Origin of the sequence: Mesorhizobium sp. M0633 (assembly GCF_040320645.1) — a bacterium.
Classification (GTDB): domain Bacteria; phylum Pseudomonadota; class Alphaproteobacteria; order Rhizobiales; family Rhizobiaceae; genus Mesorhizobium.
Genome location: NZ_JAMYQC010000003.1, coordinates 219,640 through 235,044, shown reverse-complemented (window position 1 = coordinate 235,044; position 15,405 = coordinate 219,640). Strand labels below are relative to the sequence as shown.

Sequence of the window (15,405 nt, the reverse complement as noted above, 5' to 3'; positions counted from 1 at the left end):
AGCGCTCTACGATACCCCCCTCTGTCCTGCCCTCTTTGCCACCACTTGACATCTCCCCCTCAAGGGGGGAGATCGGCAATACCGTAGCCGCCGCCTTCCTTGCTACGCCAACAGTTGGCGAAAGCTGTGATGACGGCGCAATCTCCCCCCTTGAGGGGGAGATGTCCGGCAGGACAGAGGGGGGCGCGAAGGAACGCGGGGCCGACAATCTTGTCACTTCGATGATTCGATCTTTGCGAGACCGCCCATGTAAGCCCGAAGCGCTTCAGGAATGGTTACGCTGCCGTCCTCGTTTTGGTAATTTTCGATGACGGCAATGAGAGCGCGGCCGACGGCGGTGCCCGAACCGTTCAGCGTGTGGACGAAGCGGTTGCCCTTGCCGTCCTTGTCCTTGTAGCGGGCGTCCATGCGCCGCGCCTGGAAATCGCCGCATACCGAGCACGACGATATCTCGCGATAGGCATTCTGGCCGGGCAGCCAGACCTCGATGTCGTAGGTCTTGCGCGCGCCAAAGCCCATGTCGCCGGTGCACAGCGTCATGGTGCGGAACGGCAGGCCGAGCCGCTTCAGCACCTCCTCGGCGCATTCGGTCATGCGCTCATGCTCGGCAACCGAAGTCTCCTGGTCGGTGATCGACACCAGCTCGACCTTGTAGAACTGGTGCTGGCGCAGCATGCCGCGCGTGTCGCGCCCGGCCGAGCCCGCCTCGGAGCGGAAGCACGGCGTCAGCGCGGTATAGCGCAGCGGCAGCTTTTCATGCGCCGTGATCTCTTCGCGTACCAGATTGGTGAGCGGCACTTCGGCGGTTGGGATGAGGCCAAGCCTGCCGTCCCCGTGCCGAACGAAGAATAAATCCTCCTCGAATTTCGGCAGTTGCCCGGTCCCGAAAAGCACCTCGTCGCGCACCATCAACGGCGGCTGGATCTCTACATAGCCGTGCTCGGTGGTGTGCAGATCCAGCATGAACTGGCCGAGCGCGCGTTCCATCCGCGCCAGGCCGCTTTTGAGCACGGTGAAGCGCGAGCCGGAAAGCCGTGCTGCCCGCTCGAAATCCATCATGCCGAGCGCTTCGCCGATCTCGAAATGCTCCTTCACCCAGTTCGGCCGCGTCGGCACCTCGCCGACGACGCGCTTGACGACGTTGTCGTGCTCGTCCTTGCCGACCGGCACGTCGTCGAACGGCACGTTTGGCAGCACCGCCAATGCATCGGTCAGCGCCTTGTCGAGCTCGCGCTCGCGCGCCTCGCCATTCTGGATGAAGGCCTTGATCTCGCCGACCTCGGCCTTCAGCCTTTCGGCAAGAGCTGCATCGCCCGAGCGCATGGCATTGCCGATCTCCTTCGATGCGGCGTTGCGGCGTTCCTGCCTGGTCTGCAGCTCGGTCAGATGCTCGCGCCGCGCCTCATCCGCGGCGATCAGGTCGTCGACCGTGGACTGCGCATCCTCGGCCGACCACGAGCGCTTCTGGAGCGCTTCGACAAGGGCCTCCGGGTTGTCGCGAATCCATTTGATGTCAAGCATGGTCTGTTCGTCCTCAGAGGGCATGTCGCCCAAAAGTGCGCAGCGGTTTTGGGACAATGACATGCCCAAAACAAAGACCAGAGGGCGTAAACCGCATCGATACAAGACGTCAAGGCAGAGTTCCTTCGCGCCGACCTCAGGTAGGCAGCACGCGCAACGTTCGATCGAAAGGACCCTGGAAACAAAAAACCCGCCTCGGGAGGCGGGTTTTTGGAGCCAATTGGCACCATACTTAAATTAGTAGCATAGCTGCCGGCACAAAGCAAGAACAAAGTTGCTATGGCCGGCAAAAAAATGCTGCCCGCTTCAACCGAACCTACGTCGAAGACGCGTCCGCCGGCTTTTCGGCCACCTCTTCGGTGGCGTCCTGCTTTTCGCGGGCCACACGGTCGCGCTCCTTGCTGCGTTCGATCAGCCGGGCCGACCAGATCGAGACCTCGTAGAGCAGGATCGTCGGAATTGCGAGGCCGATCTGGCTCATCGGGTCGGGCGGCGTCAGCACCGCCGCCACCACAAAGGCGATGACGATCGCCCATTTGCGCTTCTCGGCCAGGGCCGTGGACGACAGCATGCCGACCCGCGTCATCAGGCTTGTCACCACCGGCAGCTGGAACACCAGGCCGAAGGAGAAGATCAGCGTCATGATCAGGCTGAGATATTCGGACACTTTCGGCAGCAGCGAAATCTGCACCTGGTCGTTGGTGCCGGTCTGCTGCATGGCGAGGAAGAACCACATCACCATCGGCGTGAAGAAGAAATAGACCAGCGATGCGCCCATCAGGAACAGGATCGGCGAGGCGATCAGGAACGGCAGGAAGGCGTTGCGCTCGTTTTTGTAGAGGCCGGGCGCGATGAATTTGTAGATCTGCGTGGCGATCAGCGGAAAGGCGATGACCATGCCGCCGAACATGGCGAGCTTGACCTGGGTAAAGAAGAACTCCTGTGGCGCCGTATAGATCAGCTCGACCTTGTGCGGGTCGAGCCCGGCCCATTGGGTCGCCCATCTGAACGGAATGACCAGAAGGTTGAACAGCCGCTTGGCGAAAAAGAAGCAGACCAGGAAGGCAACAAAAAAACCGCCAATCGACCAGATCAGCCGCCGGCGCAACTCGATCAGGTGCTCCATCAGCGGAGCCGACGATTTTTCTATCTCGTCCTTTTCCTTGTCCGAAACGCTCACTTGGCGGCTCCCGCCGTTTTCCTGGCGGCCGGCTTCTTCGTTGCTGACGCCGGCTTCTTCGCTGCTGACAACTGCGCTTTTTGCTCAGCTTTTGCGGCAGCCTTTGGCGCAGCAGTCTTTGCCGGCTTGGCCGGGACGGCGGCCGCGGCTTTCGCGGGCGCTGGCTTCTTCTTTGCCGCAGGTGCTTTTTTCGGCACGGCCGCTGCAGCCGTTTGCGCCTGCACTGCCGGCGCTACGACGGACTCGTCCGTCATCGCCGGAAGGATCGGCGTGGCCGGCGTCGGCTCCGGCGGGCTGACGCCCGGCATCGTCGTTGCGCCGTTCTTAAGCGGCTCGGCCGCCTGCTCCGTCGAAGCGGCGGCATCGACGGCCGGCTTGGGTTTCATCACTGCGTCGACGCCGGAACGGACGTCGGCGGCGGCCTGCTCGAATGGATTGAGCTGCTTCCTGATCTCGGCCGCCGGATTGAGGCTTCTCAGCGAATCGACCGACTTCTTGACGTCGTCGAGCTCGGCTTCCTTCAACGCATCGTTGAACTGCCGCTGGAAATCGGACGCCATGGCGCGCAGCTTCGCCGTCGTGCGGCCGAAGGTGCGCAGCATGTTGGGCAAATCCTTGGGCCCGACGACCACGATCATGACGATCGCGATCACCAGCATCTCGGTCCAGCCGACTTCGAACATGGCTATACGTTCCGACTCAAGTTTTGGCCGACTAAAGTTTTGGGCTCAGCTTTTGCTGGCCTTTTCCTTCGGTACCGAAACGGTTTCGTCGGAACGGTGTTCGACGGTGCGCTTGTCGTCGGCAGCGTCGTCGTCCGCCATGCCCTTCTTGAAGCTCTTGATACCCTTGGCCATGTCGCCCATCAGCTCGGGGATCTTGCCGCGGCCGAAGACCAGCAGCACGATCACCAGAACGATCATCCAGTGCCAAATCGAAAATGAACCCATAGCAAATCTCTCTCGAACGGTTTCCCAGACGCTGATCTATGCGCTTTCGGGTTCGGATTCAAACAGAACTGCGACAGAGTTCATGAATGAGTCGCCGAAGTCACGCACTTTCGGCACGGCGGCCCGCTACCAATCGGCGCAGTTCCATCCTGCCTGTGGCTTTAAGATGGCGCTCGGCTCAATCTTCCGTGACGCGCGGCGTCAAAAGGCCGAGTTCTTCGAGGTCGATGTCGGTCAGCGGATCCTCGTCGTCGGTGAGCGCATCGGGGTCGGCCGGCGGCAGCGGCACCGAGAAATTCGACGGCATGCGGCCGGACAGCAGCCCCGCACCCTTCAATTCCTCCATGCCGGGGAGATCGCGTATCTCCTCCAGTGCGAAATGGTCGAGGAAAATGTCGGTCGTGCCGTAGGTGACGGGACGGCCGGGCGTGCGACGCCGGCCGCGCATCCTCACCCATTCGGTCTCCATCAGCGTGTCGAGCGTCCCCTTCGACGTCTCGACGCCGCGGATGTCCTCGATCTCGGCGCGCGTTACCGGCTGGTGGTAGGCGATGATCGCCAGCACTTCGAGGGCAGCGCGGGACAGTTTGCGCTGCTGCACCGTGTCACGGCTCATCAGGAAGGCGAGGTCGCCGGCGGTGCGAAACGCCCAGGCATCGCCGACGCGCACCAGATTGACGCCGCGCCGCGCATAGATCTGCTGCAGTTCGGCCATTGCCGCGGCAATGTTGATGCCGTCGGGCAGTCGCGAAGTGAGCTGTTTTTCGCTGACCGGCTCGGCGCTGGCGAATACGATCGCCTCGGCCATCCGTACGGCCTCCGCCATATGCAGCCGCTCGCCAGGATTCCGCGACAAATTCTGCCCCTGATTTTGTGCCGGGTTTTCGGCAACTGCGCCTTGCTCGGCATCGTCGTCGATCTTGAACGGAATGACCGAAGCGTTGGCGCGTTCGCTCATGGTGTTACCTCGACTATCTTGATGGCCTGGGCGCGGCCGCGCAGATAAAGCGGCGCGAACACCTGGTCCTGCCGCATTTCCATCTTGCCTTCGCGGACCAGTTCCAGCGTCGCCGCAAACGAGCTGGCAACCGCGGTGCGCCGCTCTTCCGGGCCGGCCAGATATTCGACCAGGAAACTGTCCAGCGCCGTCCAGTCGCGCAGCGACCCGATCAGCCTGGTCAGCACGTCGCGCGCATCCTTGAGCGACCACACGCCGCGCCTGGCGATCGTCACATTGGTTATTGCCTGCTTCTGGCGCTGCTGGGCATAGGCGGTCAACAGGTCGTAGAGCGAGGCCGAATAGGCATTGCGCTTCTCGACGATGACCATTTCCGGCATGCCGCGTGCAAACACGTCGCGTCCGAGCCGGTTGCGGTTGACCAGCCGTGCCGCCGCGTCGCGCATCGCCTCCAGCCGCTTCAGCCGGAACTGCAGCACCGCCGCCAGTTCCTCGCCGCTTTCGCCTTCGTCGCCGGGCTGCTTGGGGATCAGGAGCTTCGACTTGAGGAAGGCCAGCCATGCCGCCATCACCAGGTAGTCGGCGGCAAGCTCCAGCCTCAGCGCCCTCACCTTCTCGACGAAGGCCAGATACTGTTCGGCCAGCGCCAGGATCGAGATGCGCGACAGGTCGACCTTCTGATTGCGGGCAAGATGCAGCAGAAGATCGAGAGGACCTTCGAAGCCGGCCACATCGACGACCAACGCCGGATCGCCGGTCAGCCGGGAATCGTCGTTCTCGGCCCACAAGCGGTCCATCGGTGCGGCCTTGCCGGCCTTCAGGTCCAATGTTTCCGCCACTTCGCTTCCTTTGATGCTAGGCCGCCGCGTCGAAATAACTGGCAAATTCGGCCCGAATCTCGGTCTCGTCCGCCACGTCACGGTTCCTGATATAGGTCAGCGCCCGCTCCGCGCGCTCAAACGACTTGCCTTCAAGCCCGGTCGTGCGCGATGCAATGCCGGCCATCTCCTCGAACACGCCGTTGCAGTGAAGGACCAGATCGCAGCCCGCCGCAAGGATAGCGGCCGCCTTTGACGGGAAATCCCCAGAAAGTGCCTTCATCGAGGTGTCGTCGCTCATCAACAGCCCGTCGAAGCCGATTTCGTCGCGGATGATCTTTTCGATGACCTTGCCGGATATGGTGGCCGGGTTCTTCCGGTCGATCGCGCTATAGACGACATGCGCCGTCATCGCCATCGGCAAATGGTTGAGCTCCCTGAACGGGGCAAAATCATGCCGCTGCAACTCGCCGATCGAGGCGTCGACGGTCGGCAGTTCGAAATGCGTATCGGCGAAGGCCCTTCCATGACCGGGAATATGCTTCATCACCGGCAGCACGCCGCCCGCCATCAGGCCTTCCGCCGCGGCGCGACCCAATTCGATGACGGCGCGCGGCTCCTTGCCATAGGCGCGCGCGCCGATGACGTCGCTGGCGCCCTCGATGGGCACGTCGAGCACCGGCAGGCAATCCGCCGTGATGCCGTAGCGCAGCAGGTCGAAGGCATGCAGCCGCGCCATCAGCCATGCGGCACGGGTGCCGGCGTCATGGTCGTCGCGCCACAAGGCGCCGAGTGCACCGGCAGCCGGATAGTTCGGCGCCAGCGGCGGCCGTAGGCGCTGCACCCGGCCGCCCTCCTGGTCGATGAACACCGGCGCATCCGCACGCCCGACGCAGTCGCGCATCGCGGCGACCAGATCGCGGATCTGCTCGGTCTCGCCGATATTGCGCGCAAACAGGATGAAGCCCCACGGGCATTCGTTGCGATAGAAACGGATCTCGTCGCGGGTCAGTGATTTCCCGGCGCAGCCGAGGATCATGGATTTTGATTCGGTCATGCGGAACAGTTTAGAGCTTCGCGCCGACAAAGGGAATCGCCCGCAATTGCCTTCAGAGGTTTCCGTTCACGCAAAAAAGCCGGCGCGGACGCCGGCTTTTCGAGAGGTTTTGGTGCCTAGTGGGACACGAAGCAATTGCCGCCGGCAGCCTTGTAGCTGGTGCACAGTTTGATCGCCTCGTTGCGAGACTGCGCCGGAACGCGGACGCGGTAGAAGGTGCCCTTGCCGGCAATCTCGGCCTTGACGATGTTGGCGGTGCGGCCGGAAAGCACGCTGCCGTAGCGGCGCTGCAGATCCTGATAAGTCGCCTGGGCGCTTTCGACTGTCGGCTGCGAAGCGATCTGTATCGACCACGAACCAGCGCCGGCCGCGGCCGGATCGATGGAAGCGACCTGATCGGGCTTGACCTCGCCGACCACGTCGACCGGCTGGTCGGACGGGCGCTGCGGCGCCACCGGAACCGTGGCCGGGGTGCTGGCGGACTGCTTGCTGGCTGACGCCTGGGCCTTGGCTTCAGCCTTTGTGTCGGGCTTGGGCGCCGGCTGCAGCTTGGAGGTTTCGGCCTGATCGCCGCTCGCCTGATCGCCACTCGGCTGGTCGCCAATCTTCGGATCACTTGTCATTTGGTCGATCAGGGGCACGGTGCCGGTCTGCGCGGCGGCGTCGGCCTGGGCCGACGGAGCCACGTGCTGCGGCGCCGGATCGGCCGGCTCGGCAGCAGCCATCTGCGGGGCGGCAGGCGCCGGATCCTCGCGCGCCACCAGCGAACCGTCAGGTTTCACGACCATGGTCCGCACCTTGCGCGGCGCAACGGCGACGATCTCGGGGGTTGCACCCTTCTCGGCCTCCTGCAGAACCTGCGCGATGCGATCCTCGGACTTGGGCGCCGGTGCGGCGGCGGTTTCGGTAGCGCCAGCCACATTGGCGCCAAGCGCGCTGGAGTCAGACGCGTTAGTGCCAGGCGCATTGGTGCCAGACCCGTCGGTGTCGGACGCCACGGTGCCGGGCGCGTCGATATCGTCCGCGGCATCGGGGTCATTGGGCGAAAGATCGACGACGCGGCTCTCCGGTTCGTCGGCCTTCAGGTCCACAGGCTCTTCGGTGTTGGTGACCAGCTTCTGCTGAACCGGCTCGGCGGGCTTGGCGCCCTTGACCACAGCGTCATAAACCTTGTTGTCCTGGTTCGGCACGACGGTGCCGCCTGGATTTTCCGGCTTGATCTTGATCGGCCTGTTGTCGGCCTTGACGATAACCGGCGCATCGCTGCCGCTCTTGCCGCCGAGGGTCAACGCAAAGGCGCCAAGGCCTCCGGCGATCGCCACGGCGCCGACCACCGCTCCTATCAGCAGCCCGCGCCTGCGCGGCTGCCTTTCGGCCCCGCGTTCGGCAAGGCCCGGAACCGACATCTCCTCGTCCAGTTCGGGATCGTAGTCGAGCTCATCGAAGGTGAAATCGTCGGCTTGCGAAACCGGTTGGCCGCCAGGCAATGGGCCCAGATCGAAACCGTCCGCTGCATCCGCATAGGAAGCGGCTGCCGCGCTGACAGGGGCTTCCACAGGCTTGGCGCCATAGGCGCGCGTCTCGCTACGATCTTGCTTATAGCCAGACGCGAAGCCGGCATCGTATTCATCGTCATAGCCAGCACTGCGCACCGGGGCAGGCGCTATATCCGTGGCATTCATTTCGGTGAGAAGGCTGGCAAAATCGGCATCGAGATCGTCGTAGGCGGGCGCCACCGGCTCGTCATCGTCGAAGTTGAGCTCCGGAATGTCGAGATCGTCCGCCAGCGCCACGACGCGCTCGGGCACGTCGACCGTCTCGACATCGGGCATCTCGTCATAAGCGGAAGGCTGTTGATGCGAGCTTGGTGCAGCTTCCGTGTAGGCGGGCCGATCTTCATAGGATGGCCTCTCTTCGACCTGTGCGGCCCGATAGGACGGCGTTGCAGCCGGCTGCGGCGCTGGTGCCGGACGCGCCGAAGCCACCGGCTGGCTTGCAAAGGCAGGCTGAGGCTGTGCGACCGGCGTCACGCGGCTCCACGAGCGGGCCGGCTCGGGCGGCGTGGCGCGTGTCGTCAGCCAGTTCAGCGCATCGAGCGGGTCTTCTTCGGCAGCAGCTGCCGCACTCTTGTCGGCCGAGTCATGATCCAGGCCGATATTCCTGGCGAAGTCGGCATCGAGCGCATCGCTGTCGAGATCATCCGCGGGTCCGGCAGCGGCTTCAACACCGAAATCCTCGCCTTCAAGCTCATCGAGGAGGACACTGCCAAGTTCGGCGTCATCGGCGGCACTGGACTGCGGCGGCTCAGCGGGCTCGTGCTCGTCGAGTTCCCAATCCAGCTCGTCGACAGCATGCACCGGTTCGTTGGCGACGTCTTTGACCGCCGCCATTGGCTGTTCAGCGGCCACTGCTGGCTTCTGAATTACCGGCGCGATAGGCTGCTGAACAGCCATCACGGGCTTCTGGGCAGGCTGCTGGGCAGACTGCTGGCTTGTCTGAGGTTCGTTGACCGCTTGTGCCGGCCGTGTGCTCATCGCACCGAGCAGCGCGTTCAGTTCGTCTTCCAGGCTGCGTTCCTCAGCCACTGGGGCCGTCGGGACGACAGCGGCCGGCGCCACTGGTTCGGCCGCAACTTGCGCCACGGGCTCTTCGGCTTCCTCGGCAGGCGCATCGTCGAAGCTCAGATCGAAATCGTCGTCGAACGCCGCTTCAGCGGCCGTGCCGGAAAGCCGGGCGGCATCTGGCTCTTTGATAAACTCTGGTTCTTCGATTTCGGCAGGCTCGTTCGGGCGAACGTCGAAGTCCATGTCGACATCGGCCATGGCATCATCGAAATGGCCGGCAAGATCCTCATCGGCCGAAACCGCCTCAACCGGCGATGCCGGGGCGGCGACGTTTTCCGCCGGCTCATGCTCGTCGAACATCAGCTCGTCTTCGAGCGAGCTTGCAACAGCATCGTCGAACTCGTCATCGAACGCAGGCGCGGCCGCTTGCGCGGCGGTTTCAACGGCGACGGTCTGCTCCATCGGCTCATGCTCTTCGAGCATCAGCTCGTCTTCGAGCGAACTTGCCACGGCGTTGTCGAACTCATCGTCGAAGGCGGGCTCGTCGACCGGCTCGATCGCCTCGGCTGCGGCCCTGGGTTCATCCTCGCCGGTCACCGCGATCTTGGCCGTCACATCGTCGTCGTGCCGAAAATCCTGGTCGATAGAGGCGGCAAGTTCGTCGTCACTCGAAAGGTCGTCCTCGAACGGCGACACGTCTTCGAGCGAGCCGGCGACGGCGTTATCGAACTCGTCGTCGAACTCCGGCTCGACAGCGGGAGCGAACGCCCTTTCGGGGGCGGAGGCAATTTCGTCGGCGGCAACAGGAGTAGCCGCAACAGGAGCAGCATCATCCGCCGCACTGTCGTCGAACGCGAAATCCTGTTCGAACGAGGCAGCAAGCGCGTCCTCCATTTCGTCGGCGGCGGCCGGTTCGGGTGTCGGCTCGCGAAGCTTGGCAGGGGAAGCATTGTCATTGGCGTCGGCGCCGAATTCGCCCATCAACTCCTTCTCGAGATCGATCTCGAAATCGCCCTCGTCCACCGACGGTTCGGCGGCAGCGGTTTTCGGCTGGGCCGGCGTTTGCGGTTTGACCGGCTGGCGTGGGTCGAACCCCATGATCCTGGTCAGTTCCGCGAACGGATCATCGTTGGCGATGTCGTTGTGGTCGGCTGCTCTCAGATGGGTTCTGTCTGCCATTATTGTTCCCGAACTCGCACTCATTCGGACGCCATGGACGTCGCGTAGGGTTGGCCCTTACCAGCGCAATGTGGGCAAAAGGTGACAGGTTTTTTACTCAAACCTAACGCATTTCGGTGGGCGCATTGGCTCCGATCAGCGTCAGGCCGGACGTCAAAATGTCCGAAACAGCCTGCACCAGCCCTAGTCTGGCATGCGTCAATTGTCGGTCGTTAACCTTAACAAAACGTAAGTCGGGATTATCGGTGCCCCGGTTCCAGTGTCCGTGGAAGCTGGAAGCGAGTTCGTAGAGGTAAAATGCCAGCCGGTGGGGCTCGAGCGCGAGGGCCGCGGCTTCGATCAGCCGAGGATATTCGGCGAGCTTCCTGATCAGGCCGATCTCCCCCTCATCGGTCAGCAAAGCCACTTCGGCGGCCAGCTGGTTGCGGTCGAACATGGCCTCGCCCAATTGCTCGCTCGCCTGCCGGAATACCGAATGGCAGCGCGCCGAGGCATACTGCACGTAGAACACCGGATTGTCCTTCGACTGCTCGGTCACCTTGGCGAAGTCGAAGTCGAGCGGCGCGTCGTTCTTGCGGTAGAGCATCATGAAACGGATCGGGTCGCGGCCGACCTCCTCGACCACTTCGCGCAAGGTCACGAACTCGCCCGACCGCTTCGACATACGTACCGGCTCGCCGGCGCGAAACAGCCTCACCAACTGGCAAAGCAGCACGGTAAGCTTGACCTCGTCGCCGGCAATCGCCCGGGCAAGCGCTTCCAGCCGTTTCACATAGCCGCCATGATCGGCGCCAAGCACATAGATCAGGTCGACGAAGCCGCGATCGACCTTGTCCTTGAGGTAAGCGACATCGGCGGCGAAATAGGTGAAGGTGCCGTCCGACTTGACCAGCGCCCGGTCCATGTCGTCGCCGACCGCGGTCGAGCGGAACAGCGTCTGCTCGCGGTCCTCCCAGTCGTCCGGCTTCTCGCCCTTGGGCGGCGGCAGCTTGCCCTTGTAGATGTGGCCCTTCAGCGTCAGGTCGCTGATCGCCGAGCGTATCTTGCGGGCGTTGTTCGCATGCAGCGTCCGCTCGGAAAAGAAGACGTCGTGATGCACGTTGAGCAGCGCCAGATCCTCGCGGATCATCGCCATCATCGCATCGATCGTCCTGTCCTTGACGATGGCAAGCGCCTCTTCGTCCGGCATCTGCAGCAGGGAGCGGCCGAATTCGCTGGCCAGCGCCTGACCAACGGGGATCAGATAGTCGCCTGGATAAAGCCCGGCCGGAATGTCGCCGATCTCATCGCCGAGCGCTTCGCGGTAGCGCAGCATGACTGAGCGTCCGAGCACGTCGATCTGCGAACCGGCATCGTTGATGACGTATTCCTTGGTCACGTCATAACCGGCGAAGGCCATCAGATTGGCCAGCGCGTCGCCGACTACAGCACCCCGGCAATGGCCGACATGCATCGGGCCGGTCGGGTTGGCCGAGACATATTCGACATTGGTTTTCTTGCCGCCGCCGATAGTCGAGCGGCCATAGTTGCGGCCTTCGCCGAGCATCGCCGTCAGATGCGCCTGCCAGAAGCCGTCCTTGAGCCTGAGATTGACGAAGCCCGGGCCTGCGATCTCGGCGGCCGCGATATCCTCGTCGGCGCGCAGCGCCTCGGCCAGCCTTTCGGCCAGCGCACGCGGGTTCTGGCCGGTCGGCTTGGCCAACACCATGGCTGCGTTGGTCGCGAGATCGCCATGGCTGGCATCGCGCGGCGGCTCGACGGCGATGCGCGACAGGTCCGGCGACACGCCATCCTTGTCTTTCAAATCAAGCGCTTCGACGGCCTTTATGATTCGCGCGTTGAAATCGGCGAAGATGTTCATTGCTGTGGCTCTGACGGTTTTGCAGGGATCCGGCTCGTTGGCCGGCAAAATCGCGCCCGCCCTAGCTCAAATCCGGCGTATGGTCAAACAAACGCCTGTGTTCCTTGAGTGCATAAGTGTCCGTCATGCCGGCCAGGAAATCGGCAACACTGCGCGCCTTGACGCGGTCCTCTGCCCGGTCGAGCCCTTCGCGCCAGCCATCCGGCATAGCGCGCGGATCGGCGAAATAGACGTCGAACAGGTCCCTGACGATCTGGTCGGCATCGGCGCGCACCCGCATGACCTCCGCATGCCGGTAGAGGTGCTTGTAGAGAAAGGCCTTCAGCTCCTTTTCCAATACGGCCGTCTCGGCGGAGAAGCTCACCATCGGCTCGCCGGCCGCCCTTACCGCTTCGGCGCTGCCGGGCTTGATGCGCGCCAGATTGGCTGTCGTCGAGACGATCACGTCCTCGACCATGATAGTGATCTGCCGGCGCATCAGCTCGTGGCCGGTGCGTACGTCATCGAGCGCCGGATAGCGCTGACGCACGCCCTTGAGGATCGACCCCGGCAGCGAGACGCCCTCCAGCATATCCAGCGTCAACAGCCGTGCCCTCAAGCCGTCATCGATGTCGTGGGTGTTGTAGGCGATGTCGTCGGCAATCGCCGCACACTGCGCCTCGATACCAGCGAAGCGGTCGAGCTCGAGGTCGTGCAGTTCGGAATAGTCGCGGATAGCCTGCGGCACCGGCCCCTTCAGCCCTTTGCCCTTGGCATCGGTCAGCGGGCCATTGTGCTTGACCAGCCCCTCCAGCGTTTCCCAGGTGAGGTTCAGCCCATCGAACTCGGCATAGCGCCGCTCCAGCCGCGTCACCACACGCAGCGACTGCGCATTGTGGTCGAAGCCGCCCCAGGCGGCCATCTTCTCGTTCAGCGCGTCCTCGCCGGTATGACCGAAGGGCGTGTGGCCGAAGTCGTGCACCAGGGCCACCGCCTCGGCCAGGTCCTCGTCGCCGCGCAGCGCCCGCGCCAGAGCGCGTGCGATTTGCGCGACCTCGATCGAATGCGTCAGCCTCGTGCGGTAATGGTCGCCTTCGTGTGCGACGAACACTTGCGTCTTGTGCTTCAGCCGGCGGAACGCCGTCGAATGGATGATGCGGTCGCGGTCGCGCTGGAACGGCGTGCGCGTCGGGCTTTCCACCTCGTCGAACAGCCGCCCGCGCGACTTCGCCGGGTCGCTGGCATAGGCCGCGCGCGGCCGATAGCCGAATCCGATGTCGCCCAACTCGTTGGTCATAGCGTATGCCGCAGTTGACTTGCCCCGTCGCGCTTCATACCTATCATACGAAACCGAATGCAAGGTGACGCCCATGGGCGCTGATGCCAAGACCGCCATGAAAGTCGAGATGACCGACGCCGCCGCCAGGCGGATCGCCACGATTGTAGCGAGCGAAGCCGGTAAGACGGCGCTGCGCGTTTCGGTCGAGGGCGGCGGCTGTTCCGGCTTCTCCTACAAGTTCGACCTGGTCGACAGGCGCAATGACGACGACGTCGCCATCGAAAAGGACGGCGCCACCGTGCTGATCGACGACCTGTCGCTGGTCTATATGGGCGGCTCGGTGATCGATTTCGTCGACGATCTGATGGGCCAGTCGTTCCAGATCAGAAACCCCAATGCGGTCGCCTCCTGCGGCTGCGGCACCAGCTTCTCGATCTAGAAATGCCCGACATCGGCGCGGTCCGTCAGGTCGCGCTTTCCGCCGGGCGCGACCTCGATGCGACGCTGGCGTTCTGGCGCGAGGTGCTCGGCATGAACCTGCATGCGCGTTTCGATCCGCCGGGCATCGCCTTTATCATGGCCGGTGACGTGCGCCTGCTTTTCACCGACGGCCTGCCTGCCGGCACCGTCTATCTCGACATCTCGGGCCTCGAAGAGTTCCACGCTTCGGCCAAGGCCGCCGGTGTTCCCTTCACCGCGCCGCCGGCGCTCGTCCATCGCGACACCGAAGGCCTGTTCGGCCAGGCGGGGGAAAGCGAATGGATGGCCTTCCTAAAGGACCCGGCAGGCAATACGATCGGCCTTGTCGAACGTCATCCACCGGATCGCTAGTCTCCGGATCACCAGCCTATCGAGGCCGCCATGAAAATCGTCACCTGGAACATCAACGGAGTTCGCGCCCGCATCGGCAATTTGACCCATTGGCTGACGGAAAGCGCGCCCGACATCGCCTGCCTGCAGGAGATCAAGACGGTCGACGAGCAGTTTCCCCGCGCCGAGATCGAGGCGCTCGGCTACAATGTCGAGACTTACGGCCAAAAAGGCTTCAACGGCGTCGCCATCCTGTCGAAGCTGCGTTTCGACGAGGTCAATCGCGGCTTGCCGGGCGACGATGCCGACGAGCAGGCGCGTTTCATCGAGGGCGTGTTCTCGACCGACAAGGGCGCCTTGCGCGTTGCCTCGATCTATCTGCCGAACGGCAACCCGATCGACGACGAGAAGAAGTTCTCCTACAAGCTTTCCTGGATGGCGCGACTTGAGCGCTGGGCCGAGGAGCGGCTTGCACTGGAAGAGCCGCTGGTTCTGGCCGGCGACTACAATGTCATTCCCGAGCCGATCGACGCGAAATATCCGGAAAACTGGCTAAGCGACGCGCTGTTCCAGCCCGCGACGCGGCAGGCGTTCCGGCGGCTGAAGAATCTCGGCTTCACCGAAGCCGTGCGTGCCGTCACCGACGCCCCGGACGTCTTTACGTTCTGGGACTATCAGGCCGGCGCCTGGCAGAAGAACAACGGCATTCGCATCGACCATTTGCTTCTGTCGCCCGAAGCCGCCAACTGGTTTTCCTCGGCTTCGATCGAAAAGCAGGTGCGCGCCTGGGAAAAGCCCTCCGACCACGTGCCGGTGGCGATCGATCTGGCGCTGCAGCCGGCCTGACCGGAGCTGCTGTCCGGCGGCACATTGATAAGTTGACCTCTTATCGCCACAAATCGCGTGCTTGATGAGAAATCATCATGGTGGCTGGGGTTCCCATGACTACTCGATTTGCACTTTGCCCGATCGGCTGCGCGCTTGCGATGGCGGTGGCGACGCCGGCCTTTGCCGATGCAGAGTGCCTGGCTAACGGCAAATCATTCGAGATCGGCCGGGTGGCTTGCCTGACGCCTGCCGGCCAAAGCTACCTCGCCCGTTGCGAGATGGTGCTCAACAACACGTCCTGGACAAAGCAGCGGGATGGCTGCCCGGAGAACACGCTGGCCCCACATCTGCAGGGCACGCCGATCTCAACACCGGCGCCCAGCGGCATGCCGGCGGAACCGACCGAGAATTGATTTCAAAA

The 15,405-nt window shown here is 63.3% G+C and carries 14 protein-coding genes; 4 read left to right on the top strand and 10 right to left on the bottom strand.

Features of this window, described 5'->3' with window-relative positions:
• Window positions 1-213: 213 nt before the first annotated feature.
• The 10 genes from serS to NKI47_RS04620 all read right to left on the bottom strand — a co-directional run bounded on the left by serS (window position 214) and on the right by NKI47_RS04620 (window position 13,364).
• On the bottom strand, window positions 214-1,521 hold the full coding sequence (serS, locus tag NKI47_RS04665) for a serine--tRNA ligase (RefSeq protein ID WP_352587885.1): 1,308 nt from the start codon (window positions 1,519-1,521) through the stop codon (window positions 214-216).
• Window positions 1,522-1,837: 316 nt separating this feature from the next.
• Window positions 1,838-2,701 (bottom strand): twin-arginine translocase subunit TatC, encoded by an 864-nt coding sequence (gene tatC / locus NKI47_RS04660; RefSeq protein WP_023678927.1) that lies wholly within the window; start codon window positions 2,699-2,701, stop codon window positions 1,838-1,840.
• On the bottom strand, window positions 2,698-3,384 hold the full coding sequence (gene tatB / locus NKI47_RS04655; protein ID WP_352587882.1) for a Sec-independent protein translocase protein TatB: 687 nt from the start codon (window positions 3,382-3,384) through the stop codon (window positions 2,698-2,700). Before tatB ends, tatC begins: the two co-directional genes overlap by 4 nt.
• Before the next feature lie 45 nt (window positions 3,385-3,429).
• Window positions 3,430-3,651 carry a twin-arginine translocase TatA/TatE family subunit gene (locus NKI47_RS04650; RefSeq protein ID WP_352587879.1) on the bottom strand — a complete coding sequence of 74 codons (222 nt, stop codon included), beginning with the start codon at window positions 3,649-3,651 and terminating at the stop codon, window positions 3,430-3,432.
• A gap of 178 nt (window positions 3,652-3,829) precedes the next feature.
• Window positions 3,830-4,609, bottom strand: coding sequence for an SMC-Scp complex subunit ScpB (gene scpB, locus NKI47_RS04645; protein ID WP_352568856.1), 780 nt, complete (start codon window positions 4,607-4,609; stop codon window positions 3,830-3,832).
• Entirely contained in the window at window positions 4,606-5,406 is an 801-nt protein-coding gene (locus NKI47_RS04640) for a segregation and condensation protein A (RefSeq protein ID WP_023678931.1), read from the bottom strand. Before NKI47_RS04640 ends, scpB begins: the two co-directional genes overlap by 4 nt.
• Before the next feature lie 58 nt (window positions 5,407-5,464).
• Window positions 5,465-6,484, bottom strand: coding sequence for a beta-N-acetylhexosaminidase (gene nagZ / locus NKI47_RS04635; RefSeq protein ID WP_352587876.1), 1,020 nt, complete (start codon window positions 6,482-6,484; stop codon window positions 5,465-5,467).
• Between the two features lie 116 nt (window positions 6,485-6,600).
• Entirely contained in the window at window positions 6,601-10,227 is a 3,627-nt protein-coding gene (locus NKI47_RS04630) for an SPOR domain-containing protein (RefSeq protein WP_352587873.1), read from the bottom strand.
• A 103-nt stretch (window positions 10,228-10,330) separates the two neighbouring features.
• Window positions 10,331-12,088 carry an arginine--tRNA ligase gene (argS, locus tag NKI47_RS04625; protein ID WP_352587871.1) on the bottom strand — a complete coding sequence of 586 codons (1,758 nt, stop codon included), beginning with the start codon at window positions 12,086-12,088 and terminating at the stop codon, window positions 10,331-10,333.
• Between the two features lie 61 nt (window positions 12,089-12,149).
• Complete coding sequence (locus NKI47_RS04620; RefSeq protein WP_352587868.1) at window positions 12,150-13,364, bottom strand: deoxyguanosinetriphosphate triphosphohydrolase; 1,215 nt, start codon at window positions 13,362-13,364, stop codon at window positions 12,150-12,152.
• A gap of 73 nt (window positions 13,365-13,437) precedes the next feature.
• Between NKI47_RS04620 and erpA the strand changes: the two genes are divergently transcribed.
• The 4 genes from erpA to NKI47_RS04600 all read left to right on the top strand — a co-directional run bounded on the left by erpA (window position 13,438) and on the right by NKI47_RS04600 (window position 15,397).
• The gene (erpA, locus tag NKI47_RS04615) at window positions 13,438-13,785 is read left to right on the top strand and encodes an iron-sulfur cluster insertion protein ErpA (RefSeq protein WP_352587865.1); all 348 of its coding nucleotides are present in this window, start codon (window positions 13,438-13,440) and stop codon (window positions 13,783-13,785) included.
• A 2-nt stretch (window positions 13,786-13,787) separates the two neighbouring features.
• Window positions 13,788-14,177 (top strand): VOC family protein, encoded by a 390-nt coding sequence (locus NKI47_RS04610; protein WP_352587862.1) that lies wholly within the window; start codon window positions 13,788-13,790, stop codon window positions 14,175-14,177.
• A 30-nt stretch (window positions 14,178-14,207) separates the two neighbouring features.
• The gene (xth, locus tag NKI47_RS04605; RefSeq protein WP_352454506.1) at window positions 14,208-15,002 is read left to right on the top strand and encodes an exodeoxyribonuclease III; all 795 of its coding nucleotides are present in this window, start codon (window positions 14,208-14,210) and stop codon (window positions 15,000-15,002) included.
• Window positions 15,003-15,079: 77 nt separating this feature from the next.
• Window positions 15,080-15,397 carry a hypothetical protein gene (locus NKI47_RS04600; protein ID WP_352587859.1) on the top strand — a complete coding sequence of 106 codons (318 nt, stop codon included), beginning with the start codon at window positions 15,080-15,082 and terminating at the stop codon, window positions 15,395-15,397.
• Window positions 15,398-15,405 lie beyond the last annotated feature (8 nt).